The 23,928-nt window shown below is 66.3% G+C and carries 26 protein-coding genes; 14 read left to right on the top strand and 12 right to left on the bottom strand.

What is annotated here, in order from left to right; translation table 11 throughout:
• Nucleotides 1-10: 10 nt before the first annotated feature.
• The 3 genes from hsaC to hsaA are packed head-to-tail and all read right to left on the bottom strand — an operon-like array spanning nucleotide 11 to nucleotide 2,994.
• On the bottom strand, nucleotides 11-910 hold the full coding sequence (gene hsaC / locus CSQ99_RS18880) for an iron-dependent extradiol dioxygenase HsaC (RefSeq protein ID WP_099040539.1): 900 nt from the start codon (nucleotides 908-910) through the stop codon (nucleotides 11-13).
• Entirely contained in the window at nucleotides 907-1,797 is an 891-nt protein-coding gene (hsaD, locus tag CSQ99_RS18875) for a 4,5:9,10-diseco-3-hydroxy-5,9,17-trioxoandrosta-1(10),2-diene-4-oate hydrolase (RefSeq protein WP_099040538.1), read from the bottom strand. The genes hsaC and hsaD overlap by 4 nt, the downstream gene beginning before the upstream one ends.
• Nucleotides 1,798-1,809: 12 nt before the next feature.
• Entirely contained in the window at nucleotides 1,810-2,994 is a 1,185-nt protein-coding gene (hsaA, locus tag CSQ99_RS18870; protein ID WP_099040537.1) for a 3-hydroxy-9,10-secoandrosta-1,3,5(10)-triene-9,17-dione monooxygenase oxygenase subunit, read from the bottom strand.
• 157 nt (nucleotides 2,995-3,151) lie between these two features.
• Between hsaA and CSQ99_RS18865 the strand changes: the two genes are divergently transcribed.
• Nucleotides 3,152-4,216 carry a ferredoxin--NADP reductase gene (locus CSQ99_RS18865; protein WP_099040536.1) on the top strand — a complete coding sequence of 355 codons (1,065 nt, stop codon included), beginning with the start codon at nucleotides 3,152-3,154 and terminating at the stop codon, nucleotides 4,214-4,216.
• Nucleotides 4,217-4,255: 39 nt separating this feature from the next.
• Nucleotides 4,256-4,804, top strand: coding sequence for a hypothetical protein (locus CSQ99_RS18860; RefSeq protein ID WP_099040535.1), 549 nt, complete (start codon nucleotides 4,256-4,258; stop codon nucleotides 4,802-4,804).
• Here CSQ99_RS18860 and CSQ99_RS18855 read toward each other — a convergent pair.
• A complete protein-coding gene (locus tag CSQ99_RS18855; RefSeq protein ID WP_099040534.1) occupies nucleotides 4,801-6,906 on the bottom strand; it encodes an acyl-CoA dehydrogenase family protein in 2,106 nt (701 codons plus the stop codon). The two genes, CSQ99_RS18860 and CSQ99_RS18855, sit on opposite strands and share 4 nt — an antisense overlap.
• A gap of 264 nt (nucleotides 6,907-7,170) precedes the next feature.
• Between CSQ99_RS18855 and kstR the strand changes: the two genes are divergently transcribed.
• The 3 genes from kstR to CSQ99_RS18840 are packed head-to-tail and all read left to right on the top strand — an operon-like array spanning nucleotide 7,171 to nucleotide 9,450.
• On the top strand, nucleotides 7,171-7,776 hold the full coding sequence (gene kstR / locus CSQ99_RS18850; protein WP_176561090.1) for a cholesterol catabolism transcriptional regulator KstR: 606 nt from the start codon (nucleotides 7,171-7,173) through the stop codon (nucleotides 7,774-7,776).
• A gap of 2 nt (nucleotides 7,777-7,778) precedes the next feature.
• On the top strand, nucleotides 7,779-8,525 hold the full coding sequence (otsB, locus tag CSQ99_RS18845; RefSeq protein ID WP_099040533.1) for a trehalose-phosphatase: 747 nt from the start codon (nucleotides 7,779-7,781) through the stop codon (nucleotides 8,523-8,525).
• A complete protein-coding gene (locus tag CSQ99_RS18840) occupies nucleotides 8,512-9,450 on the top strand; it encodes a phosphotransferase (RefSeq protein WP_099040587.1) in 939 nt (312 codons plus the stop codon). Before otsB ends, CSQ99_RS18840 begins: the two co-directional genes overlap by 14 nt.
• Here CSQ99_RS18840 and CSQ99_RS18835 read toward each other — a convergent pair.
• Complete coding sequence (locus CSQ99_RS18835) at nucleotides 9,447-10,544, bottom strand: Rv3575c family transcriptional regulator (protein WP_099040532.1); 1,098 nt, start codon at nucleotides 10,542-10,544, stop codon at nucleotides 9,447-9,449. The two genes, CSQ99_RS18840 and CSQ99_RS18835, sit on opposite strands and share 4 nt — an antisense overlap.
• A 90-nt stretch (nucleotides 10,545-10,634) precedes the next feature.
• Between CSQ99_RS18835 and CSQ99_RS18830 the strand changes: the two genes are divergently transcribed.
• Genes CSQ99_RS18830 through CSQ99_RS18820 form a run of 3 tightly spaced genes read left to right on the top strand, consistent with a single transcriptional unit; the run spans nucleotide 10,635 to nucleotide 13,223 of the window.
• Nucleotides 10,635-11,540: a metal ABC transporter solute-binding protein, Zn/Mn family gene (locus CSQ99_RS18830; RefSeq protein WP_099040531.1), complete on the top strand. Its 906-nt coding sequence runs from the start codon at nucleotides 10,635-10,637 to the stop codon at nucleotides 11,538-11,540.
• Between the two features lie 8 nt (nucleotides 11,541-11,548).
• The gene (locus CSQ99_RS18825; protein WP_099040530.1) at nucleotides 11,549-12,358 is read left to right on the top strand and encodes a metal ABC transporter ATP-binding protein; all 810 of its coding nucleotides are present in this window, start codon (nucleotides 11,549-11,551) and stop codon (nucleotides 12,356-12,358) included.
• Complete coding sequence (locus tag CSQ99_RS18820) at nucleotides 12,351-13,223, top strand: metal ABC transporter permease (protein ID WP_099040529.1); 873 nt, start codon at nucleotides 12,351-12,353, stop codon at nucleotides 13,221-13,223. Before CSQ99_RS18825 ends, CSQ99_RS18820 begins: the two co-directional genes overlap by 8 nt.
• On the opposite strand, the gene CSQ99_RS18815 is transcribed toward CSQ99_RS18820, so the two are convergent.
• On the bottom strand, nucleotides 13,197-14,003 hold the full coding sequence (locus CSQ99_RS18815; RefSeq protein WP_099040528.1) for a sulfurtransferase: 807 nt from the start codon (nucleotides 14,001-14,003) through the stop codon (nucleotides 13,197-13,199). The genes CSQ99_RS18820 and CSQ99_RS18815 overlap by 27 nt on opposite strands.
• 30 nt (nucleotides 14,004-14,033) lie before the next feature.
• Here CSQ99_RS18815 and bluB point away from each other — a divergent pair, with 30 nt between their 5' ends.
• Together bluB and CSQ99_RS18805 are read left to right on the top strand one after the other, a co-directional pair.
• A complete protein-coding gene (gene bluB / locus CSQ99_RS18810; protein ID WP_245908989.1) occupies nucleotides 14,034-14,708 on the top strand; it encodes a 5,6-dimethylbenzimidazole synthase in 675 nt (224 codons plus the stop codon).
• A complete protein-coding gene (locus tag CSQ99_RS18805; protein ID WP_176561096.1) occupies nucleotides 14,696-15,460 on the top strand; it encodes a LamB/YcsF family protein in 765 nt (254 codons plus the stop codon). Before bluB ends, CSQ99_RS18805 begins: the two co-directional genes overlap by 13 nt.
• A gap of 10 nt (nucleotides 15,461-15,470) precedes the next feature.
• On the opposite strand, the gene CSQ99_RS18800 is transcribed toward CSQ99_RS18805, so the two are convergent.
• From CSQ99_RS18800 to rpmB, 4 genes are read right to left on the bottom strand one after another with little or no spacing between them, the layout of a single operon-like run.
• Entirely contained in the window at nucleotides 15,471-16,508 is a 1,038-nt protein-coding gene (locus tag CSQ99_RS18800) for a CobW family GTP-binding protein (protein ID WP_099040586.1), read from the bottom strand.
• A 22-nt stretch (nucleotides 16,509-16,530) separates the two neighbouring features.
• Complete coding sequence (gene rpsN / locus CSQ99_RS18795; RefSeq protein WP_099040525.1) at nucleotides 16,531-16,836, bottom strand: 30S ribosomal protein S14; 306 nt, start codon at nucleotides 16,834-16,836, stop codon at nucleotides 16,531-16,533.
• Nucleotides 16,836-17,000 (bottom strand): 50S ribosomal protein L33, encoded by a 165-nt coding sequence (gene rpmG / locus CSQ99_RS18790; protein ID WP_099040524.1) that lies wholly within the window; start codon nucleotides 16,998-17,000, stop codon nucleotides 16,836-16,838. The genes rpsN and rpmG overlap by 1 nt, the downstream gene beginning before the upstream one ends.
• Nucleotides 17,000-17,236: a 50S ribosomal protein L28 gene (gene rpmB, locus CSQ99_RS18785; protein WP_099040523.1), complete on the bottom strand. Its 237-nt coding sequence runs from the start codon at nucleotides 17,234-17,236 to the stop codon at nucleotides 17,000-17,002. The genes rpmG and rpmB overlap by 1 nt, the downstream gene beginning before the upstream one ends.
• A gap of 64 nt (nucleotides 17,237-17,300) precedes the next feature.
• Between rpmB and mrf the strand changes: the two genes are divergently transcribed.
• The 4 genes from mrf (at nucleotide 17,301) to CSQ99_RS18765 (ending at nucleotide 21,573) form a co-directional block, all read left to right on the top strand.
• Nucleotides 17,301-18,482, top strand: coding sequence for a ribosome hibernation factor-recruiting GTPase MRF (mrf, locus tag CSQ99_RS18780; RefSeq protein ID WP_099040522.1), 1,182 nt, complete (start codon nucleotides 17,301-17,303; stop codon nucleotides 18,480-18,482).
• A gap of 30 nt (nucleotides 18,483-18,512) precedes the next feature.
• A complete protein-coding gene (locus CSQ99_RS18775) occupies nucleotides 18,513-19,433 on the top strand; it encodes an MBL fold metallo-hydrolase (RefSeq protein WP_099040521.1) in 921 nt (306 codons plus the stop codon).
• Entirely contained in the window at nucleotides 19,424-20,665 is a 1,242-nt protein-coding gene (locus tag CSQ99_RS18770; RefSeq protein WP_099040520.1) for an SLC13 family permease, read from the top strand. Before CSQ99_RS18775 ends, CSQ99_RS18770 begins: the two co-directional genes overlap by 10 nt.
• A gap of 104 nt (nucleotides 20,666-20,769) precedes the next feature.
• Entirely contained in the window at nucleotides 20,770-21,573 is an 804-nt protein-coding gene (locus CSQ99_RS18765) for an SGNH/GDSL hydrolase family protein (RefSeq protein ID WP_245908988.1), read from the top strand.
• Here CSQ99_RS18765 and rlmB read toward each other — a convergent pair.
• Both rlmB and cysS read right to left on the bottom strand, forming a co-directional pair.
• Nucleotides 21,570-22,511, bottom strand: a complete 942-nt coding sequence (gene rlmB, locus CSQ99_RS18760; protein ID WP_099040518.1) for a 23S rRNA (guanosine(2251)-2'-O)-methyltransferase RlmB — start codon at nucleotides 22,509-22,511, stop codon at nucleotides 21,570-21,572. The two genes, CSQ99_RS18765 and rlmB, sit on opposite strands and share 4 nt — an antisense overlap.
• Nucleotides 22,511-23,911 (bottom strand): cysteine--tRNA ligase, encoded by a 1,401-nt coding sequence (gene cysS, locus CSQ99_RS18755; protein WP_099040517.1) that lies wholly within the window; start codon nucleotides 23,909-23,911, stop codon nucleotides 22,511-22,513. Before cysS ends, rlmB begins: the two co-directional genes overlap by 1 nt.
• Between the last annotated feature and the right edge of the window lie 17 nt (nucleotides 23,912-23,928).

Genomic DNA, 23,928 nt, shown 5'->3' with positions numbered 1-23,928 from the left:
GGCTCAGCCACTACTTGAAGCCGATGCTGAAGTCGTGACCCCACAGACTGACGGCGGTGCTCTCCCTGGCGACCCAGTCGTCGTCGGTGACCTGCAGGCCCTCACAACCGAATTCGACGTCGAACCCGCCGGGGGTCTTCATGTAGAACGAGAGCATCTTGTCGTTGACGTGGCGGCCCAGGGTGGCCGACATCGGAACCTTGCGACGAAGCGCACGATCCAGGCACAGCCCGACGTCATCGGCCTCACCGACCTCGACCATCAGATGCACGATGCCGCTTGGCGTCTCACCCGGCATGAAGGCCAGGCTGTGGTGGCGCGGGTTCACGCCGAGGAAGCGCAGCCATGCCGGCGCACCATCGGCGGGCCTGCCGACGAGTTGCGGAGGCAGCTTCATCGAGTCGCGCAGGAAGAAGCCGAGCACATCGCGGTAGAAGTGCAGCGTTTCCGCGTCGTCGCGCGTGGTCAACACCACGTGACCGAGACCCTGTTCCTCGGTGATGAACTTGTGGCCGTACGGGCTGACGACGCGGCGGTGTTCCAGGGCGACCCCGTGAAAGACCTCAAGGGTGTTGCCGGAGGGGTCGTCGAACGTGATCATCTCGTCGACGCGGCGCTCAGCGAGTTCGGCGGCCGAGGCCTCCTTGTACGGAGTGCCATGGATGTCGAGGCGGTTGCGGATCTCCTGCAGCGCAGCGGCATTGGCCGTCTCCCAGCCGGACTGCACCAGCCGGTCATGCTCACCGGGGACGATGACCAGACGTGCGGGAAACTCGTCCATCCGCAGGTACAGCGCACCCTCGGTCTGACCGGATCCCTCGACCATGCCGAGCACCTTCAGGCCGTACTCGCGCCAGGCGCCGACGTCGGTGGATTCGATGCGCAGGTAGCCAAGAGACTTGATACTCATGACGTACCTCCCAGGAAGTCGATGGTCAACTTGTTGAATTCGTCGAACTTCTCCAGCTGGGCCCAGTGTCCGCACTGTCCGAACACATGCAACTGAACCTTCGCTATCTGCTTGAGCGCCACCAGCGCTCCGTCGAGCGGGTTCACCCGGTCCTCACGGCCCCAGATGAGAAGTACCCGCTGGCGCAGCTTGTATACCTCGCGCCACATCATGCCGAGTTCGAAGTCCGCGCCTGCGAACGACTTTCCCATCGCGCGGGCGGCGGCCAGCGATTCAGGCTGACTCGCGATAGCAAACCGCTCGTCGATCAGCTCCGGCGTCACGAGTTTCTGGTCGAAGACCATGATGCGCAGGAACTTCTCCATGTTCTCGCGCGTGGGCTCTGCGGTGAACTTGCCAAGCAGCTTCACCCCCTCGGTGGGATCCGGTGCGAAGAGGTTCACCGACAAACCGCCGGGACCCATCAGCACCAGCCGGCCGGCGCGCCTTCCGTTGTCCAACGCGAAGCGCACCGCTGTGCCACCGCCTAGCGAATTGCCCACCAGGTCGGCACTTTCGATGCCGAGGTGGTCGAAGAGGTTCAGCAGTGCGGTCGAGCTGTAACGGTTGTACTGCTCGTGCTCGGCGTGTTTGTCGGAATGCCCGTAGCCCGGTTGATCCACCGCAAGGACGTGGAAGTGCTGCGCCAGCACAGCGATGTTGCGCCCGAAGTTCGACCAGCTCGACGCGCCAGGTCCGCCGCCGTGCAGAAGCACGATCGTCTTCTCGTGCCCGACGCCGGCCTCGTGGTAGTGCAGGCGCATGTCATCACGCACCTGCGCAAAGCGCGAGGTCGACTCGAACGTGATCTCTTGCTGTTGAGCAGTTTCGGCAGCGAAGGAGGTCATCAGTCCTTCCAGTTAAACCATCGTGTCCTGCGCAGGCAGGCCGAACTCGTTGTTCCCGAAGATCAGGTAGGCGCGTTCGGGGTCGTTGGCGGCGTGCACGCGGCCTGCGTGCGCATCGCGCCAGAACCGTTGCACCGGTGCGTCGTTGTTGAGCGCCGTCGCACCCGAGGCCTCGAAGAGCCGGTCGATCGACGCGATGGCACGGCCGGTGGCGCGGACCTGGTCGCGGCGGGCGCGGGCGCGCAGCTCGAACGGAATCTCCTGGCCCGCCTGCAACAGCGCGTACTCGTCGCCGACATTGCCGATCAGCTGCCGCCACGCGGCGTCGATGTCACTGGCCGCCTCGGCGATCCGAACTTTAGCGAACGGGTCGTCCTTGGCCTTCTCGCCCGCGAACGCGGCGCGAACGCGCTTGCCCTGATGCTCGACGTGGGCATCGTAGGCGCCATACGCCATGCCGACGATCGGCGCCGAGATGGTCGTGGGATGCACTGTGCCCCAAGGCATCTTGTACACCGGCGCGGTGTTGGTGGTGAGACCACCCGCAGTACGGTCGTTCATCGACTTGTAGGACAGGAAGCGATGACGCGGAACGAACACGTCCTTGACCACCAGCGTGTTACTTCCGGTGCCCTTGAGCCCGACGACATGCCAGACATCATCGATCGTGTAGTCCCCGAGCGGCATCAGGAAACTGCCGAAGTCGACCGGTTTGCCGTCCTTGATCACCGGGCCACCGGCGAATGTCCACGTGGCGTGGTCACATCCCGATGACCAGTTCCATGAGCCGTTGACGAGGTAACCGCCGTCGACGACGGTGCCAGCCCCCATCGGCGCATACGACGATGAGATCCGGGTCGTCGGATCTTCGCCCCACACGTCTTCCTGGGCCTGCTGGTCGAACAACGCGAGGTGCCAGTTGTGCACGCCGATGATCGAACTGACCCACCCGGTCGAACCGCAGGCGCTGGCGATGCGGCGGACGGCTTCGTAGAAGACCGTCGGATCGCACTGCAGGCCGCCCCACTGCTCGGGCTGCAGAAGCTTGAAGAACCCGACCTCGTTGAGTTCGGCGACGGACTCGTCGGGCAGGCGGCGCAGATCCTCGGTCGCCTGCGCCCGTTTGCTAATCCGAGGCAGCAGATCGTCGATGCCGGCTAGGACCGACTGCACGTCACGCTGTTCAATAGACGTCACTGGATTGCCTCCCGGGAGTATGAGCCTAGATGAAGATTAGAACACGTTACGATTTGTGTCGAGAAGGGCATACCTGCGGGGGCTGGACCTGGGCACATACGTTTCTGTAACCTGTTCTAGTTATTGGCCCGGATTTCTACATGAGGAAGGGTGCACGGTGACGGACGAGCCGCTCGGTAGCCACGTGCTCGAGCTGCAGCTGACCGACGTCGTCGAGGAGACCACCGACGCGCGCTCGCTGGTGTTCGGCGTCCCTGACGGCCCCGACGCTCCTGACATCCCCGCTGACCGGTTGCGTTACTCACCCGGTCAGTTCCTGACGCTGCGGATACCCAGCGATCGCACCGGCTCGGTCGCCCGCTGCTACTCGCTGTGCAGTTCGCCCTTCACCGGCGACCCGTTGACCGTGACCGTCAAGCGCACCGAGGACGGCTACGCCTCGAACTGGCTGTGCGACAACGCGCATGCCGGCATGAAGATGCATGTCCTGGCGCCCTCGGGCACTTTCGTCCCCAAGACGCTGGACACCGACTTCCTGCTGTTGGGCGCCGGCAGCGGAATCACGCCGATGATGTCGATCTGCAAATCAGCGCTGGCCGAGGGTAGCGGCAAGGTCGTGCTGGTTTATGCCAATCAGGACGAGAACTCGGTGATCTTCGGCCCCGCCCTGCGCGAGCTCGCGGCCAAGTACCCGGATCGGCTGACCGTCGTGCACTGGCTCGTGAGCGTGCAGGGGCTGCCGAGCGCCGCGGCGCTGGCCGGCCTGGCCGAGCCGTATTCCGGCCACGATGCGTATATCTGTGGTCCGGGTCCGTTCATGGTCGCGGCCGAGGAAGCGCTCAAGGCCGTCGGCGCGGAACGCATCCACATCGAGGTGTTCAAGTCACTGGACTCCGATCCCTTCGCGGCGGTGGTCATCGATGACTCAGACGACGGCGACCAGGGACCGGCCACCGCAATCGTCACCCTCGACGGTGAGAAGCATGAGATCACGTGGCCACGCAAGGCGAAGCTGCTCGATGTGCTGCTCGACAAGGGCCTCGATGCGCCGTTCTCCTGCCGGGAGGGCCACTGCGGCGCCTGCGCAGTGCTGAAGAAGAGCGGCGACGTCGAGATGGAAATCAACGACGTGCTCGAGCAGTCCGACCTCGACGAAGGCCTGATTCTCGGCTGCCAGGCACTGCCGGGATCCGATTCGGTCGAAGTCACGTACGACGAGTAACGCTCAGGCTACGATTCGCGCACCGAAGGGAGCACCTCTGTGATTAAGCGGTTGACCGGCGCGTTCGTGGCGATCTCGGCGACATTGCTGACACTGGCATTCATCACACCGACGGCGCCGTCGTCGGCCGCGCTCGACACGGCGAACTCCTCGATCCCGGTCAACCCGGTCGACACACTCGAGATGCGTGTGACGGCGAATTGCATTACGGCCGAGGCGAGATGCTTGTTCGACACCGTCGCAAACCTGCGCACGCCGCAGGGTGTCATCGGCTTCCCCGGTGATCTGTGGGCCCGGCAGAACGTGACGCTGCGCTCGATGGATCGTCATATGTACATCAATTCGAATGTCGAAACACCGAACACCCGGATTTTCAAGTCGCTGACCGACAACGAGATATCGACGGTCTACTTCGGTGGCGGACCGCCGGACAGGGTCACCCTTCGCGGGGTCGCATGGCCCATCGACGCGTACACCGGTCGGCCCAAGACCGACGTCCCGCTGATCGTGTGTTCCTACATCCAGGTGGTGTATGCCGGCGTCAACCTCACGTCACCCAACGCCTGCGCACAGGCCGCCTTCAGCTAGCGCGGAAGACCCAGTAGACGCTCACCTGCCATGGTGAGCAGAATCTGCTCGGTGCCGCCCGCGATCGTCAGGCAGCGGGTGTTCAGGAAGTCGAACACGGTTTTGTTGTCGACGACGCCCGCACCCTCGGAGAGCTCCATCCGGAGTTCAGCGAGGCCTTGGCGGTACCGCACACCGATCAGCTTGCGTGCGCTGGCCTGCGGACCCGGATCCTGGCCTCCCACAGCCAGTTCCGCGATCTTGCGGTCCAACAGCGACCCCACCTGGGCGGCAAGGATCATCTCGCCGAGGTGATGCTGGCCGGTCGAATCGAGTTCGAGGTCAGCGACCGTGCGGAGCAACTCCTCCATCGGATTCCCCAGCGCGGTGCCGTGAGACATCGCGACCCGCTCGTTGGCCAGTGTCGTTCGCGCCAGCCGCCAGCCGTCGTTGACCGGTCCCACCACCATCTCGTCGGGCACGAAGACCTCGTCGAAGAACACCTCGTTGAACAGGTTGTCGCCGGTGATCTCGCGCAGCGGCCGGATGTCGATGCCCGGCGATTTCATATCGATGAGGAAATAGGTGATGCCCTTGTGCTTGGGCGCGTCGGGATCGGTCCGCGCCAGGCACACACCCCATGCCGCCTTGTGCGCCGCGGACGTCCACACCTTCTGGCCGGTGAGATTCCAGCCGCCGTCGGTTCGCACCGCTTTGGTCCTCAGCGCCGCCAGGTCCGACCCCGCACCAGGCTCGCTGAACAGCTGACACCAGATGAAGTCGCCTCGCAGTGTGGCGGGGACGAATTGCTCGATCTGCTCCGGGCTGCCGTGCTCGAGGATCGTCGGCACCGCCCACCATCCGATCACCAGGTCGGGCCGGACGACCTCGGCCTTGGCGAGTTCCTGGTCGATGAGTAACTGCTCCGCCGGGCCGGCCTCGCGGCCGTGCGGGCGGGGCCAGTGCGGCGCCAGCAGCCCCGCGCCGGCCAGGGCGATCTGTCGCTTCTCGGTCGGCTGCGCGGCGACTTCTGCTACCGCAGAAGCGATTTCGGGACGCAGGTGCTCTACCGATTCAAGATCGATACGCAGATCGCGGCGCACTCCCTGCTGGGTGAGTGTCGCGATGCGACGCAGCCACTTTTCGGCGCCGCCCAGGAAGTGCGCGATGCCGTACGCGCGCCGCAGATACAGATGCGCATCGTGCTCCCAGGTGATCCCGATGCCGCCGAGCACCTGAATGCAGTCCTTCGCGTTCGCCTTCGCGGCGTCGATGCCCGCGGTCGCGGCCACCGCCACGGCGATGGAGAGCTGTCGCTCGTCGGCCTCGGACACCGCTCGGGCCGCGTCAGCCGCGGCCACCGAAGCCTGCTCGGAACGCAACAGCATCTCGGCGCACATGTGCTTGATGGCCTGGAAACTGCCGATGGGCTTGCCGAACTGCTCGCGAACCTTCGCGTACTCCGTCGCGGTCTGCAGCGCCCAGCGCGCCAGGCCGGCGGCTTCGGCGGCCGCCACCGTTGCTGCCACGTCGACGAAACGTTGCCTCGACGCGGACAGCTGCTGCGCGGGCGCAGAGTCCAGCACGACGCGCCCCAGTGGCCGCGAGAAATCGGTGGGGGTCAGAAGTTCGACCGTGACGCCGTCAGCCGCGGCGTCGACCAGCACAACGGAATCTCCGGCGGGTAGCAGCAGCACCCCTGCGGGATCGGCACCAAGTACGTAATCAGCGGTGCCGGACGCCCGGTCGCCTTCGAATTCCACGTCGGCTGTCAGTGCAACGCCGGCAACGCGCTCGCCGGTGATCAGCAACTCCAGCACGTCCGACTGCTCGACCAGCAAAGTGGCCAGCGCCGTCGTCGCAACCGGGCCCGGAACCAGGGCGGCCGCTGCTTCGTCGACCATCGCGCACAGATCCTCGACGGTGCCGTCTGCGCCGCCTTGTTCCTCGGAGAGTGCGACACCGAAGATCCCCAGCTGGGCCAATCCGTCGTAGGCGACCCGCCACGCGTCCGGCTGGCCCTGCTCTACCTCGCGTGCGGCCTCGGCGGCGCTGGTTGCAGCTGCCCAGCTACGGACCAGTTCGCGCGCGGCAAACTGCTCGTCGGTGATAGTGGCTGACACCGTCTGCTCCTAGCGTTTGGGCGAGAAGTCCATGCTTCCCACTAGAACGTGTTCTAATAGTGCCAGCGATCGACCGTCAAGTCGACCGCCATACCAGCAGGACACATCGGTGCCGCGAAGGTGCTGAAGTGAGAAAATGGAGTTCGGTATGCGTATCGTTTTCCACCGATACGCACGATGAAGGAGCGCCTCGATCCGATGTCCGGCCTGTCACAACCAAACCCGGGGGCGGGGTCGGAGTCGCGACCACGCCAGGTGATGAACGTGGCAGTACTGGCCGAGTCCGAACTCGGATCCGAAGCGCAGCGGGAACGCCGCAAGCGGATCCTGGACGCCACCCTGGCCATCGCGTCAAAGGGTGGCTACGAGGCTGTTCAGATGCGTGCGGTCGCAGAGCGTGCTGATGTCGCCGTCGGCACGCTGTACCGATACTTCCCATCCAAGGTCCATCTGCTGGTGTCCGCCTTGGGCCGCGAGTTCGAGCGCATCGACGCCAAAACCGACCGCGCGGCGTTGTCCGGTGGGACCCCATACCAGCGGCTGAACATCATGGTCGGCAAGCTCAACCGCGCGATGCAGCGCAATCCGCTGCTGACCGAGGCCATGACGCGAGCGTTCGTGTTCGCCGACGCGTCGGCGGCCGGTGAGGTTGATCACGTCGGCAAGCTGATGGACTCGATGTTCGCCCGCGCGATGAGCGACGGTGAACCGACCGAGGACCAGTACCACATCGCGCGCGTCATCTCCGATGTCTGGTTGTCGAACCTGCTGGCGTGGCTGACGCGACGGGCATCGGCGACCGACGTCGCCAAGCGGCTCGACCTCGCTGTGCGGCTGCTGATCGGTGACGGCGAGCACCCTAAGATCTAGGCGTGCTCCCGGTCGAATTGCAACGCGCGCTCGACTCGATCTCCCGCACTCCCCGGCTACTCGTCACCTGCGACTTCGACGGCACGCTCGCGCCCATCGTCAGTGACCCCGCCGAGGCACGGATGCTACCCGCCGCCGCGGATGCACTGAATGCGCTTGCCTCGCTCCCCGCCACCGAAGTGGCCCTGGTGTCCGGGCGCGCTCTCGGCGTGCTGCGGACGCTGTCCGGGATGCCGGCGACAGTCCATCTGGTCGGCAGTCACGGCGCCGAGTTCGACACCGGCTTCGCCCACGACATCGACGAGGCTCTGCTGACGCGAATCATCCACACGCTTAACGAGATCGCAGCCGGCAGGCCCGGTGTCGCAGTGGAGACCAAACCGGCCTCGGTCGCGCTTCATGTGCGCAACGCGAGTCCCGCCGACGGTGACGCGGCGCTAGAGGAGGCCCGTCAGGCCTCGGCCGACTGGGCCGCGCATACGACCGCGGGCAAGTCGGTGCTGGAGTTCGCGGTCATCAAGACCGACAAGGGCGAGGCCGTCGACTTCCTGCGCGATCAGACCGGGTCGACGGCGGTGGTGTTCCTCGGTGATGACGTCACCGACGAGAAGGCGTTCGCTCGGATGCGCGAAGGAGATGTCGGCGTCAAGGTCGGCCCCGGCGAGACGTTGGCGGGTTTCCGAATCGAGACGCCCGAGGACGTCGCAGAAGCGTTGGCCTACTTGCTCCATGCACGTGCTCAGCACTGACGAGTTGGCGGCTCGTACCGAAAGGGCCGTTGCGGCCGCAACCGCGGCGGGTCAGGATCTGGGCCTGCCCGTATCGCAGCCGCGCGTCCTCTATGACGTGTTCTCCGTGATCGTGCATCTCGCACCCGCACCAGTCGTCGTTCGGGTTCCCACCGTGCTGCCACCGTCGTATTCGGCCGACCCGGAAACGCAGACAGCGCAGCAGCGTTCGGAACTCGACGTGGCGGGGTGGCTGGCGGACCGCGGCCATCCTGTGGTGCCGCCGAGCCCCCTTGTCCCACGCGAACCCGTTCGGCACGAAGGGTTTTCGATGACGTTCTGGCAGTATGTCGAGGAGGTTTCCGGTGCCGAGCCGGATACCCTGCGCCGTATCGAGCAGACGGCACGCCTGCATGCCGCATTGCGCGAGTACGACGGTGAGCTCGGATTCTGGACGCCGTTCGGCACCTACATCCCCGATGGGCTGGCTGCGCTGGAGCACATGCCTGATCTACTGTCCGCGGCCGATCTCGAACGGGCGCAGTCCGAATGGGCCGTGATCGCGCCCGTGCTGACTTCACGCCCGACCTTCGAACAGACCTTTCCCGGTGTCGACGTCCAGCCCATTCACGGGGATGCCCCGTACTACAACATGATCACCACCCCTGACGGCGAACTGTGGTCTGACTTCGAACTCGCGACGTTGGGCGCGATCGAGTCGGACCTGACGATGGTGGGATCCGAAGGTATCGCGGCCTACGATTCGGCGGCCGCGGACGTGGGCCTGCGTGCCGTCGACGAGCGGGTGCTGCGCGTGACGGACGCCGCGAGTCGTCTCGCTGTGGTCGCGGTGCTGGCGATGGTCCCGCAACTGCCGATGCTGCTCGACGGGTTGACGCCGTCACTCGATGCCTGGCGGGTCACGCCGCCCATCACCGAGATCTAGGCAGGCGGACCCGACGTGCGGCCGCGTACCACTTCGGTGTCCAGCACATCGATCACCGGCAGGCCGGAACGCGGCGGGTTGTGCAGCAACCGTCCCGCGCGCCTACCCTTCTCCATGCTCGGTTGCACGACGGTCGTCAGCCCGCGTCGCAGCGCCTCGGGCACCCCGTCGAAACCCGTCACCGTCATCTCCCCCGGCACGTAAATCCCCCGTGCCCGTAGATAATCCATCGCCGACAGCGCCAACACGTCGGCGGTGCACATCAGCGCGGTGATGCGCGGGTTGGCATCGAGGGCCACCTCGGCGGCAGCGCCCCCCGATGTCGGTAGGTGTTCGTAGCTCTCGACCACCGTCAGCGAGTCGGAGTCCAGGCCGGCCGCGGTCATCGCGTCGCGCACGCCAAGAATGCGCTCACGCTGCACGTGAAAGTGCGGGGTCTTGACGCGTTCCGGATCGGCAAGCGCCGGCTTAGCCCCATGCGGCCAATCGCGGTCCAGCCGCATGGTCAGCAGACCGATCTGCCGATGCCCAAGGCCCACAACATGTTCCGCAAGCAGGCGCATGGCTTCACGATCGTCGATGCATACCCGCGAGGCACCGGGCACATCCTTGGGCTGATCCACGACGACGATCGGGAGATGCCGTTGCGCCACCACCGATAGGTAGGGATCGTCGTCGGAGGCGGAGTACACCACGAAGCCGTCCACCCCGGCCGCGAGCACGGCCGCCGAACCGTCGTCGAGGCTCCGATTGGGACCGATCGCCACCAGCAGCAGTCCCTGGCCCGCCTCTTCGCAGGATTCCGCGAGGCCGGCGACGAAGTCCAGGGCGGCGGGATCGCTGAACGAGTAGTTGAGCGGTTCGGTGATCATGAGGCCGACGGCCCCGGCCTTGCGGGTACGCAGCGAGCGGGCGACCGGATCCGGCCCCGGGTAGCCCAGTTGCTTCGCGGTGGCCAGCACGCGATCGCGGAGGTCGGCCGACAGTTGATCGGGCCGGTTGTAGGCGTTGGAGATGGTCGTCCGCGAAACCTTCAGTTCGGCGGCCAGCGAGGCCAGCGTCGCCCGGCGCCGGGGCGCTGGACTCCTGGACATGGTGTGACGTTAGCGGATTGATTTGCCATCCCCGGGACGCTGTGGTCTAGAGTTATTGGAAACGGTTTTCATTAGCTTTAGGAGAACAGTATGCGAGCGAGTTTTGCGGCGGCAACAGCGGTGGTGGTGGCGATCGGCACCGCAGGCTGCACCCAGCAGGAATCGTCGCAACCGGACCACGGCGCAGCGAGCGTCGTCGCCTCCACCGATGTGTGGGGCAGCGTGGCCAGTGCCGTCGCCGGTGATCACGCCGCCGTGACGTCGATAATGAGCGGCGCCGGCGCCGACCCGCACTCGTTCGAAGCCAGTCCCGCCGACACCGCTGCGATCACCGACGCGTCGCTGGTCGTCTTCAACGGCGGCGACTACGACCACTGGGTCTCCCATGTGCTCGAAGACCACCCGGACGTGCCGACCGTCGATGCGTACGCACTGCGGCCCAACGCCCAAGAGCCCGCCAACGAACACGTCTTCTACGACCCGGCGACCGCCAAGGCCGTCGCGACACAGGTCGCCGACCGGCTGTCAGCGATCGACACCGCCCACGCCGACACCTACCGTGCCAACGCCGCGGCATTCGGCGCCAAGGCCGACGAGATCCTGACCCTGGAGCGTTCGATCGGCCAGCAACACCCCGGCACCTCCGTGGTGGCGACCGAGCCCGTCGCGCACTACCTGCTGATGAACGCAGGTATCGCGGACAAGACCCCGGAGGGCTTCTCGAACGCGATCGAGGAGGACACCGACCCGTCGCCTGCCGACCTGGCCGCGATGCTCGACTTGATCGATACCCGGCAGGTGTCCGCGCTGTTGTACAACCCGCAGACCGAAACCGCGGTCACCAAGCAGCTCTCCGACGCCGCCGACCGCGCCGCCATTCCCGTGGTGACCGTGACGGAGACCCTCCCGGACGGCACCGATTATCTGACGTGGCAGCGCCAGACCGCGCAGCAGTTGGCGAGCCAGTTGGATAAGGCGCCACAGACCAACAGATAATCAATCCTGTGCATGCTGACGTCGTCGCCGAGTTGACCGGCGCCCGGCTGGCGTTCGGCGAGCGCGTGCTGTGGGACAAGCTCGACCTTTCCGTGCAGGCCGGCGAATTCATCGCCGTGCTCGGACCCAACGGCACCGGCAAGACGTCCCTGCTCAAGGTGCTGCTCGGCCAATTGCCACTCACCGCAGGCAACGTGATGGTCTGCGGGCAGCCGGTCGAAAAGGGCAGTCGGCGAATCGGTTACGTCCCCCAGCACCGGGCGATCGAGAACGGAGTGTCGTTGCGCGGATGCGACCTCGTCGGCCTCGGTTTCGACGGTCACCGCTGGGGAATGACGACGCTGCGCGACCGCGCGGCCAAACGGGCCGCCGTGCAGCGGGCGATGGACCAGGTCAAGGGCGGGGCCCTGGCGAACGTCCCGGTCGGCGTGATGTCCGGCGGCGAACTCCAGCGAGTGCGGATCGCCCAGGCTCTGACCACAGATCCGGTGCTGTTGTTGTGCGACGAGCCGTTGCTCAACCTCGACCCGGCCAACGCGCGGCTGGTGTCCACCCTCATCGATGCGCGCCGCCGCGACGCGGACACCGCCGTGCTTTTCGTCACCCATGAGGTCAATCCTGTTCTGCCGTATGTGGATCGAGTGCTGTATCTGGTCGACGGCCGATTCCGGGTCGGCACGGTCGAAGAGGTGATGACCTCGGCGACCCTTTCCGAGTTGTATCGCGCCGACATCGAGGTGGTGAAGGTCGGCGAGCGCTACGTGGTACTCGGCGAACACGACCACTCCGCGCACGCGAGCGGACACGACCATGAATGAACGGCTCACCGAACTACTGGCCCACCTGTTCTCGTTCGACATCACTGCCGACCTGCTGCGCCGCGACTTCGTCCAGCAGGCGTTGCTCGCCGCCGCACTGCTCGCATTGGTGTCCGGCTTGATCGGGCCCTTCATCGTGATGCGCCAAATGTCGTTCGCGGTACACGGTTCCAGCGAGTTGTCCTTGACCGGAGCGGCTTTCGCCCTACTCGCCGGATTCAACGTCGGTGTCGGTGCGCTCGTCGGCTGCGCGCTGGCGGCGGTGTTGTTCGGCGTCCTTGGTCAGCGCACCCGCGAACGGGATTCGGCGATCGGCGTGGTGCTGGCGTTCGGGCTCGGTATGGCGGTGCTGTTCATCCATCTCTACCCGGGCCGCACCGGGACGAGCTTCGCGCTGTTGACCGGGCAGATCGTCGGCGTCGGCTACTCGGGACTGGCGTTGCTGGCAGTGGTGTCGGTGATCGTCATCGTCGTTCTTGCGGTGTCCTACCGTCCACTGCTGTTCGCCACCGTCGACCCCGAAGTGGCCGCGGGACGCGGAGTTCCGGTGCGGGCGTTGGGCATTGTGTTCGCCGCTCTTGTCGGGGTCACCGCCGCCCAGGGCGTGCAGATCGTCGGGGCGTTGTTGGTGATGTCCCTGCTGATCACACCCGCGGCGGCGGCAGTTCGGGTGTTCTCGTCACCCGGCGCGGCTATCGCGGCATCGGTGATCTTCGCCGAGGTGTCTGCCGTCGGAGGCATCCTGCTGTCGCTCGCGCCCGGCGTGCCGGTATCGGTGTTCGTCACCACGATCTCGTTCGCGATCTTCCTGGTGTGCTGGCTCGTCGGCCGCCGTGGCTCATCCGCGTTCAACAGGACGCGTTGATTGCGACGACCATTCCGACCACGAACCCGGATACAGCGCGGCGTCGACACCGGCAGCAGCAAGTGCCGCGACCACGACCGAGGCGGTGACACCGGACCCGCAGTAGGCGCCGACGGCGCCGCTGAACTCCGGCACCTCGGGAACGAAGCGCCCGCCGTCGTCCAGCAGACTGGTGCTCGGCACATTGCGGGCACCGGGAATGTGGCCCGCAACCGGATCGATGGGCTCGACATCGCCGCGGAAACGTTCGGGCGCCCGCGCGTCCAGGAGAGTCACCTCGGGTGCACCCGCCTGCTCGGCGGTGAGCGTCGGGAGCGCACCGGTGTACAGGTCGTCGTGCTTCACCGTGAGATCACCGGGCGGCGCCGTCACCGAACCGCTTTCGAGCGGACCTCGCCATGTGGGCAGTCCGCCGTCGAGGATCCGCACGCCTTCGACGCCCGCCGCGGTCAGCACCCACCAGGCGCGTGCCGACCCGGCCCGGTTCCAATCGTCGTAGACGACGACGGGCACACCGCGGCGCACACCCCATCGCCTGGCCGCCGCCTCGAGATCGCGACCGGACGGCAGGGGGTGGCGTCCGCGTCCGCTGACGGTGTGGTCGCTGAGCTCGTCCTCGAGCGAGACGTACACGGCACCGGGAATGTGTCCTTCTTCGTACGCGGCGCGGCCGTCGGGCGCCGCGAGCTGCCAGCGCACGTCGAGGATGGTGACGGGATCGCCGTCAATGAGAAGCTGCTCCAGTTCCGTCGCGCTGATCAGCACCTGGTCATGAGTCACCCTTCGATCGTGCCACCTAGGCTCATCGGCGTGACCGATCACGCGTTCAGCCCCGCGGACCGAAGCGCGATCTACCGGGTGATCGCCGAACGCCGAGACCTGCGCCGCTTCGTCGCCGACTCGGCGATTCCCGAGGAAGTGCTGGTCCGATTGCTACAGGCCGCCCACGCCGCACCCAGCGTCGGGCTGATGCAGCCGTGGCGGTTCATCCGGATCACCGAACCCGCGCTGCGACGAGACATCCACGCCGTCGTCGACGAGGAACGGCTGCGTACGGCGGAGGCGCTCGGCCCGCGCAGCGACGAGTTCCTGGCACTCAAGGTCGAGGGCATCCTGGACTGCGCCGAGCTGTTCGTCGTCGCACTGGGCGACGGCAGGGCCGCCCACGTGTTCGGCAGGCGCACGCTGCCGCAGATGGACCTCGCGTCGGTGTCGTGCGCGATCCAGAACCTGTGGCTGGCCGCGCGCGCCGAAGGTCTCGGTATGGGATGGGTGTCGATCTTCGATCCCCGTCGGCTGGCGCAACTCCTCGGAATCCCCGACGACGCCGAGCCCGTCGCCGTTTTGTGCCTCGGACCGGTGCCGGAGTTTCCCGAACGTCCGCAACTCGAGATTGACGAGTGGGCGGTCGGGCGGCCGCTGAGCGAGTTCGTGTCCGAGAACACCTGGGTCACTCCCGCGCCGATCGTAGGCTGGTCGACGTGACCGTCGACCTCAACGCCGATCTGGGCGAGAGCTTCGGAGTGTGGAAACTCGGTGACGACGACGCCATGCTCGATCTCGTCACCAGCGCCAACGTCGCCTGCGGCTTCCACGCCGGTGACTCTGCGCTGTTGCTCCGGACGTGCCGGGCGGCCGCCGAACGCGGTGTGCGGATCGGCGCGCAGGTCAGCTATCTCGACCTTGCCGGCTTCGGCAGACGCTTCATCGATGCCGATCCAGAAGATCTGAAGGCCGACGTGATCTACCAGATCGGCGCTCTGCAGGCGATCGCCCGCGTCGCCGGCTCGGCGGTCAGCTACGTGAAACCCCATGGCGCGCTGTACAACGCGATCGTCACCAATCACGATCAGGCGCGGGCGGTCGCCGAGGCGGTACACGCCGTCGACCCGGCCCTGCCCGTGCTGGGCCTGTCCGGCTCGGTGTTCTTCGGCGAAGCGCAGGACCTTGGCCTGCGCACCGTGCCCGAGGCGTTCGCCGACCGCGCATATCGCTCCGACGGGCAGCTGGTGTCACGACGACTGCCCAACGCTGTGCTGCATGACGTCGAGGAGATCGCCGACCGGGTGTCATCGATGGTGACGGCCGGACGCGTCGCAGCGGCCGACGGATCCACGATTCCGATCACCGTCGAATCGGTTTGCGTGCACGGGGATTCACCTGGCGCGGTTCAGATCGCCAACGCGGTCCGTGAGCGGCTGAAGGTCGACGGAGTCGAGCTCAAGGCGTTCGCCTAGGTGGCCGCTCTCACAGGCTGAGACGGCGATAGCGCTGCAGACGGCGAATAGCGTCGGCCGGAGCATTGCCATCCTTTGGACCAAGCGCCTCGTGAAGGCGGTCGCGCACGCGCTCCGTGTCGAGATCCATACCGATGGCGACGAGACTGTTCGGCGTCGCCGTTGTCACAGCGGTGGCGATATGAATGGCCGGGCCAACCAGATTCGCGACGTAGGTCCGCACTGCGGTTCGATATCGGACGGCGATCGTGCCCTTGAGTCGATACACCCCGGACGGTGGATCCTCCATCAGATCGAGAAGTTTGCCCGGGTCGATACATCCCGAGCTGGTGGCCGTGACCGCGTCGGCGTTGGCATGGCCGTCGTCCGCGTGAGCGCGCGGCGCCTCGTCCGTCGCGGAGTCGAAGAGGAGTTCGCGTAACGAGAGCTGGCCCGGCTCGTCCCCCGACACAGGCAAGTCGTACAGGAGTGCGGGGTCTATTCGTGCTCCGACCGTCCCGACGACAGGGGCTACCGGATTGCGTTCGCGGACACGCCGCTCGATACGCTCGAGCATCGGTGCCCGATCCGCTGCGGGTAGTTGATCCAGTTTGTTGACGACCACCAACGATGCCGCGGCATAACGCGCAGGCGGACTGGAATTGCAATCCACGACATCGAAATGGGTGACGGCGTCGATGACATCCACAATGCCACCTGGCCGCACGCCGGCAACGCCGCTGAAGCGGATCAGCCGCGTTACGGCGACTGGGTCGGCCAGGCCGCTGGTCTCGACGATGATGGCGTCGAGGTCAAGCCGTGGATCGGCGAGCTTGGTCAGCGCATCGTCGAGTCCGCCGTTGTCCGGTAGACAGCACACACAGCCACCGGTGATCGAGCTGGGTTCGTCGATCTGGCCGGTGACCAGCCCGGCATCTACGTTGATCGCGCCAAAATCGTTGATGATCACGCCAACTCGCGCTCTCGGGGTCCGCAGGACATGGTTGAGAAGGCTCGTCTTACCCGCGCCGAGGTAACCGGTCAACGCGATGACGGGGATATTCGTCACGCGCACGACGCGAAGAATACCGCTAGGGCAACAGTGCCATCTCCCCCGTGCGTTCTTGATCGCGAGTCGCAGGCCTTTTCTTGCCCATCACTCGGGACAATCCGAACTTGCGCAGATGTCCACGCGGCCTGCCGTCGATCACATCGCGATTCCGCAGCCGTACCGGGCTGGCATCGCGCGGTAGTCGTTGGAGTGCAGCCACTGCCGCGGCCCGTTCCTCGGGCGTCCCCCGGCGGATGGCGTCCTTCAGTTCGGCACGCCGTTCGGCGTAACGCGCGACCGCACGACGGCGCTGCCCGTTCTTGGCGATCTTCGATTTTTTGGCCATCAGCGTTCCTCCCGGAAGCCGACGTGGCGGCGAATGACCGGGTCGTACTTGCGGAGCACCAATCGGTCGGGATCATTGCGGCGGTTCTTCCGGGTTACGTACGTATAGCCCGTTCCTGCAGTCGATTTCAGCTTGACGATCGGCCTGATGTCAGTGCGCGCCATCAGATTTTCGTCCCTTGACGACGCAGTCGGGCGACGACGGCCTCGATGCCGTCGCGGTCGACAACCTTGATTCCCGTGGTGCTGATGCGAAGTTTGATCCGGCGGCCCTCCGATGGCAGGTAGTACGTCTTCGTCTGAATATTGGGGTTCCACCGTCGGCGGGTGCGCCGGTGGGAGTGCGACACCGTGTTGCCGAAGCCGGGTACGCGACCGGTGACCTGACAATGCGCGGACATACATCTCCTTTCCTCGTGCTCTAATGTAAATGATAATCGTTTTCATTAGTCAAGGAGGGTAACGATGCGGACTCCGGTGGTCCTGGTCTGCGGCCAGGGCGATACCGAGGGCGTCGTCGAGGTCGTTGGAAATCGGCCACGCACCGTCGTCGTCGAGCACAGGTTCGACGGTCAGGTGGTGGTGCGGCGCGTGAGCGTGGCCGGTGACACGTCGGAATGGCCGCTGGAGCTCAAGAAGGGCTGCGTCACATGCACGGTGCGCAACGACCTTCTCGTGCTTCTGCGCAGATTGCACCGCCGAGACGATGTCGACCGCATCGCCGTACGCCTGATGCCCTGGCTGGAACCCGAACCTGTCTGCTGGGCCATCAACAACGTCCGGGTCCGCGTCGGCCCCGGCTACCTCGACGGACCGGCCGCGTGTGACGTACGAATCGACGCGGTGATCGCGTGCATTGACTCCACCAACTGGCTGAGTCAATCCCTCGGTGAGGACGATCTCGCCGACGGGCGCACCGTGGCGCAGGTGGTGGTGGCTCAGGCCGAGTTCGCCGATGCTTTGGTACTGACCGAACCCGACCCACGGACGTTGTCGGTGTTGCGAAGGCTGGCACCGCTCGCACGACTCACCGTCGGATCAGCACGCGTCGAGACGGCGCTGGCCAATCTCGAGCCCGACAGCCGTCGCGGGCGCAGCGACAACCCCCACGATCCACTGCTCGCCGGTCAGCCGTCGCTGCACGCCGATGGCGACATCGGACTCGTCTTCTTCTCGGCCCGGCGGCCGTTTCACCCCGAACGCCTACACGCCGCGTTGGACCTCCTCCTGGACGGCGTCGTGCGAACGCGGGGCAGGATGTGGCTGGCCAACCGCTTCAACGACGCCATGTGGATCGAATCCGCCGGCGGTGGACTGCGCACCGAGTACGCCGGAAGATGGCTGGCCGCAATGACTTCGAGTCAGCTGGCCTATGCGGATCCGCAGCGGTGCGCGCTGGCCTCAGCCGACTGGGACGAGGTTGTCGGTGATCGCCACGTGGCGTTGACGGTTCTGGTCTGCGGGGCCGAACCCGGGACCATCGTCGATGGGCTGCAGACGGCACTGCTGACCGACGAGGAGATGGCGCGGCCACACCAGTGGCCCGCTTACACCGATCCGTTCGGCGATTGGCACTCCGACCCGTGCGACGACATGACCGAACACGCCGGCGACATAGCCAGAAACCACGAAGGAGACGAGCGATGAAGCCCGGGAGCCGCGCCTAAGGTTGGCGCTATGCGCCTCAGACTGGGCAGGCCGAACCTTGCCGACTACGCCGGCTACTTCGACGCGCCTGCCGCGCGCGACGGCGCGCCGTTGACGGTCACCTGGGCGGGCGTCACCACGCTGCTGATCGATGACGGCGAATCGGCCGTGATGACCGACGGTTTCTTCTCCCGGCCGAGCCTCGCCGAGGTCGGGCTGCGGTCGTTGTCGCCGTCGGCACCCCGCATCGACGGATCCCTGGCGCGCATCGGGATCCAGCGCCTGGAGGCGGTGATGCCGGTGCACACCCATTTCGACCACGCGATGGACACTGCGGCCGTCGCCGAGCGCACCGGCGCGAAAGTGGTCGGCGGAAAGTCGGCGAGACAGGTGGGCCTCGGGCACGGCTTGCCCGACGACCGCCTCGTCGTGGTCACGCCGGGCGAGGCGATAACCCTTGGGGCATACGACGTCACGCTGGTCGAGTCCGAACACTGCCCACCCGATCGCTTTCCCGGCGTCATCACCGAACCGATCGCACCACCCGCGCGGGCGTCGGCCTACAAGTGCGGTGAGGCATGGTCGACCCTGGTGCATCACCGGCCGTCCGACCGGCGGCTGCTGATCGTCGGCAGCGCCGGCTTCGTTCCCGGTGCGCTGGCCGGTCAACGCGCAGACGTCGTGTACCTCGGGGTCGGCCAACTCGGCGTCCAGCCGGAGCAATATCTGCTCGACTACTGGGCACAGGCGGTACGCGCTGTCGGAGCACGCCGCGTCGTGCTGACCCACTGGGACGACTTCTTCCGGCCCCTGCACAAGCCGCTGCGCGCATTGCCGTACGCGGGCGACGACCTCGACGTCACTATGCGGGTGTTGTCCCGGCTGGCCGGGGAGGACGGTGTCGCGCTGCATCTGCCGACGCTCTGGCAGCGCGCAGACCCGTGGAATTGAGTCTGGCGCTCGTCGCACTCGCCGTCGTGCTGCTGTTCGCCATCATGCGCCCGCACGGCTGGCCCGAGGCCATCGTCGCAATCCCCGCCGCGGCAACGCTTATCGCGGCAGGCGTCATCACCGCACCCGAGGCCCTCGCCGAGGTGAACCGGCTCCTGCCGGTCGTCGGATTTCTCGCCGCGATCCTGGTGTTGGCGCGGCTCTGCGATGACGAGGGACTGTTTCGCGCGGCCGGGGTCGCGATGGCGCGGTTCAGCGCGGGCAACCCCAAGCACCTGCTGTCCATGGTGTTCGTCGTCGCATCGGCTACCACCGCGATCCTGAGTCTCGACGCGACGGTCGTGCTGCTTACGCCCGTCGTGCTCGCGACGGCGCGCACGTTGACAGTGCCCGCCAGACCGCACGTGTATGCCACCGCTCACCTGGCGAACAGCGCGTCGCTGCTGCTGCCGGTGTCGAACCTGACCAACCTGCTGGCTTTCACGGCTGCGGGCCTCTCGTTCCTGCATTTCGCCGCCCTCATGACTCTGCCGTGGCTGGCGGCCATCGCCGTCGAATTTCTGCTCTTGCGTTGGCTTTTCAAGCGCGACCTGTCGATCGCGCCAAGTCGGGTCGACGACTCCGAGCGGGTGCACGTGCCGATTTTCGTACTGCTCGTGCTCGCGCTCACCCTCGTCGGCTTCGCGGTGACCTCGCTCTTCGGGCACTCCCCCGCGTGGGCGGCCCTGGCCGGTGCGACTGTCCTCGGCATCCGCGCCCTCGCCCGCCGCGACACCACGGTCACGCGCATCGCCAAAGCCGTCGATGCTCCGTTCCTGGCATTCGTGCTGTGCCTCGGTGTGGTCGTCGATGCGGTGATGCTGCACGGCCTCGACGCCGCGATGTACGACGTGCTGCCCACCGGCAGCACTCTGCCCGCGCTTCTCGGGATCGCGGCGATCGCTGCCGTGTTGTCCAACCTCGTCAACAACCTGCCCGCGGTCCTGGTGATGCTTCCCCTGGTCGCGGGGTCGGGCCCCGCCGCCGTGCTCGCGGTGCTGATCGGGGTCAATGTCGGGCCGAATCTGACCTACGTCGGATCATTGGCCAACCTACTGTGGCGTGGCGTCGTTCGCAGGGAGATGCCCGCCGGGTTCGTCGAGTTCACCCGCATCGGGCTGTGCACGGTGCCGTTGACTCTGCTGGCGTCCGTATCGAGCCTGTGGCTCGGCATCAAATTGTTCGGTGTGTAGGTCGGGTTACCTGCGCTCAAACGACGGTGAGACAACGCATGTCGATTGGGCCACTGGCGGCGCTGCGGGATGCGCGCCGCCATAGTATCGGCCAGATTGGTGCTATGGCTGTGTCCCGATTGCCGGCTCAGCCGCCGGTGTTCAGCAGGTACGTGGCGCTCGGGGATTCCTTCACCGAGGGTTGCGGCGACCCTAGCCCAGCCCACCCGAACGGCTTGCGCGGCTGGGCCGATCGCGTCGCAGAAGTGCTCGGCCAGAACAACCCGGACATGCGCTATGCAAACCTGGCCGTGCGCGGGCGCACCATGGACGAGATCCTCGCCGAACAGATCCAGACCGCCGTAATGCTCGAGCCGGACATCGTGACCATCTATGCCGGCATGAACGACCTGCTGGTGGTGCGCAACAACATCGACGCGATGATGGCGCGCTATGCCGATGCCCTCAAGACCCTGCAGCAGACCGGCGCGGTGGTGCTCACGTTCACCGCGGCCGACCTCGGCACGGTGCCACTGTTCCGCCGGCTGCGCGGCCGCGCCGCAATCTACAACGAGCTGCTACGCACCGTCGTCGACGACATCGGCGTGCAGCTTGTCGACTTCTGGCGATTCTCCGAGTTTCGCGATCCGCGGCTGTGGGACTCCGACCGTATTCACCTTTCGCAGCTGGGCCACGAACGGATGGCTGCCAAAGTCCTTGACACACTGACTATTCCACACAGCCTGACCTCGCGGTCGGCCGCGCTGCTGGCGTCTTCGCCGCCAGTGCACAGTTGGTGGCAGAATCTGCGCTGGGCCACCGCGTTCGCGGCGCCGTGGGTGGCACGGCGGCTGCGACGCGTGACGCCGGGTGCGGGTATCGAACCGAAGTTGCCTGCGCTGACCGAGATTCTCCAGCCTGCGCGCTAACTCCTGCGCTGGCGGGCGATTTCGGCGAGTACGACGCCCGCGGCCACCGAAGCGTTCAATGATTCGGTCGGACCGGCCATCGGGATCGACAAGATGGCGTCGCAGTTCTCCCGGACCAGCCGCGACAGTCCCTTGCCCTCCGAACCGACGACAACGAGTATCGGGCCCAACCCGTCCAGTTCGTCGATGGTGATGTCTCCACGGGCATCCAGACCGACCACCTGCAGGCCCGCGTTACCCCAATCCTTCAGCGTGCGATTGAGATTCGTTGCCCTGGCGACCGGGAGCCGCGCCGCAGCACCCGCACTGGTACGCCACGCGACCGCGGTCACCGACGCCGACCGTCGCTGGGGAATCAACACGCCGTGGCCGCCGAATGCAGACACCGACCGCACAATGGCGCCGAGGTTGCGCGGATCAGTGATGTTGTCCAGGGCGACCAGCATTGCCGGCGACACGTCCGTGGTCGCCGACTTCAGCATGTCGTCGGGATGCGCATAGTCATACGGTGGCACCTGCAACGCGATGCCCTGGTGCAACCCGTTGGTGCTCATCCGGTCGAGATCGGGCTTGGGCACCTCGAGGATGGGAATTCCGGTATCCGCTGCCCGAGTGACTGATTCGGTCAGGCGTTCATCGGAGTCCGCGCCGAGTGCGACGTAGAGCGCGGTGGCGGGAACGCCTGCGCGCAGGCACTCCACGACGGGGTTGCGCCCGAGCACCAATTCGACGTCATCTGTCTTGCGTTGGCGGCTGCGCTGCTGCTTGGCCGCCTTCGCGGCGCGTTTCGCCGCCGGGTGGTGGGAGCGGTCCTTGGCGGCCGGCGTGGCACCCTTGCCCTCGAGGCCGCGACGGCGCACGCCGCCCGATCCGACGGTCGGCCCCTTCTTGGTGCCGGCTTTGCGTATCGCGCCTCGGCGTTTTGAGTTTCCGGCCATTATTTGGTGTAACCGTCCAGCAGTGTCCATTGCGGTCCGTCACCGGTATCGGTGACTTCGATCCCTGCGTCCTTGAGGCGGTCTCGGATCGCGTCGGCCTCCGCCCAGTCGCGTCGTGTCCGAGCATCCGCGCGACGCTGCACCTCAGCCTGCACGAGGACGTCGACGGCGGCCAGCGCGGCCGAGGTCTCGTCCTTGGATTCCCAGCGCTCGTCGAGCGGATCGGCGCCGAGGATGCCCATCATGGTTCGGATCGACATCGCCTGCGCCAGTGCGGTTTCGTGGTCTCCGGCGTCCAGCGCCCGGTTCCCCTCTGCACGCGCGGCGTGGACTTCGGCCAGCGCGATCGGCACCGCGAGGTCGTCGTCGAGCGCTGCCGCGAACTTCGGCGTCCACTCGCCCGGAACCACCGCGCCGACCCGGTTGCGCACCCGATGCAGGAAATCCTCGATCCCCGTATAGGCCTTCGCGGCGTCCTGCAGAGCGGTCTCGCTGAATTCCAGCATCGACCGGTAGTGCGCGCTGCCGAGATAGTAGCGCAGTTCGGCGGCCCGAACCCGTTGCAGCACAGCCGGGATGGCCAGAACGTTGCCCAGCGACTTGCTCATCTTCTCGCCGCCCATGGTCACCCAGCCGTTGTGCAGCCAGAACCGGGCGAACGGATCGCCTGCGGCCTCGGCTTGGGCGATCTCGTTCTCATGGTGCGGGAACACGAGATCCATGCCGCCTGCGTGGATATCGAACTCGGCGCCCAGATACGCCTCGCACATGGCGACGCATTCGGTGTGCCAGCCAGGGCGGCCGCGTCCCCACGGCGTCGGCCAGGACGGCTCGCCCGGCTTCGCGCCCTTCCACAGCGTGAAGTCGCGTTCGTCGCGCTTACCGGTCGCGACACCTTCGCCCTGGTGCACGTCGTCGACCCGGTGACCAGAGAGCTTTCCGTAGTCGGACAGGCTCAGAACGTCGAAGTAGACGTCACCGCCACCGACATAGGCATGGCCACGCTCGATCAGTCGCTCGATCAGCTCGATGATCTGGGTGATGTGCCCGGTGGCGCGCGGCTCGGCCGACGGCGGAAGCACGCCCAGAGCGTCGTAGGCGGCCGAGAACGCGCGCTCGTAGGTGGCTGCCCACTCCCACCACGGCCTGCCCGCATCGGCGGCCTTGTTCAGGATCTTGTCGTCGATATCGGTGACGTTGCGAATGAACGCGACGTCCAGCCCCTTGGCCATCAGCCAGCGCCGCAGGACGTCGAACGCCACCCCGCTGCGGACATGTCCGATATGGGGCAAGCCCTGGACGGTGGCGCCGCAGAGATAGATCGATACGTGACCGGGGCGCACCGGCACGAAGTCGCGGACGGCGCCCGTCATCGTGTCGTATAGCCGCAATTCGGTCACGACGGGCCAGCTTACCG

The organism is Mycobacterium neglectum (genome assembly GCF_002591975.1).
Taxonomy (GTDB): domain Bacteria; phylum Actinomycetota; class Actinomycetes; order Mycobacteriales; family Mycobacteriaceae; genus Mycobacterium; species Mycobacterium neglectum.
The sequence above is the reverse complement of the archived record's forward strand: the minus strand, read 5'-3'. Positions and strand labels throughout refer to the sequence as shown.

Excerpts from the sequence above, each read along its gene's own strand:
- hsaD (WP_099040538.1), bottom strand. The coding sequence starts at position 1,797 with ATGACCTCCTTCGCTGCCGAAACTGCTCAACAGCAAGAGATCACGTTC.
- CSQ99_RS18830 (WP_099040531.1), top strand. The coding sequence starts at position 10,635 with ATGCGAGCGAGTTTTGCGGCGGCAACAGCGGTGGTGGTGGCGATCGGC.
- rpsN (WP_099040525.1), bottom strand. The coding sequence starts at position 16,836 with ATGGCCAAAAAATCGAAGATCGCCAAGAACGGGCAGCGCCGTCGTGCG.
- CSQ99_RS18835 (WP_099040532.1), bottom strand. The coding sequence starts at position 10,544 with ATGTCCAGGAGTCCAGCGCCCCGGCGCCGGGCGACGCTGGCCTCGCTG.
- CSQ99_RS18820 (WP_099040529.1), top strand. The coding sequence starts at position 12,351 with ATGAATGAACGGCTCACCGAACTACTGGCCCACCTGTTCTCGTTCGAC.
- rpmG (WP_099040524.1), bottom strand. The coding sequence starts at position 17,000 with ATGGCGCGCACTGACATCAGGCCGATCGTCAAGCTGAAATCGACTGCA.
- mrf (WP_099040522.1), top strand. The coding sequence starts at position 17,301 with ATGCGGACTCCGGTGGTCCTGGTCTGCGGCCAGGGCGATACCGAGGGC.
- CSQ99_RS18775 (WP_099040521.1), top strand. The coding sequence starts at position 18,513 with ATGCGCCTCAGACTGGGCAGGCCGAACCTTGCCGACTACGCCGGCTAC.
- CSQ99_RS18765 (WP_245908988.1), top strand. The coding sequence starts at position 20,770 with ATGGCTGTGTCCCGATTGCCGGCTCAGCCGCCGGTGTTCAGCAGGTAC.
- rpmB (WP_099040523.1), bottom strand. The coding sequence starts at position 17,236 with ATGTCCGCGCATTGTCAGGTCACCGGTCGCGTACCCGGCTTCGGCAAC.
- rlmB (WP_099040518.1), bottom strand. The coding sequence starts at position 22,511 with ATGGCCGGAAACTCAAAACGCCGAGGCGCGATACGCAAAGCCGGCACC.
- hsaC (WP_099040539.1), bottom strand. The coding sequence starts at position 910 with ATGAGTATCAAGTCTCTTGGCTACCTGCGCATCGAATCCACCGACGTC.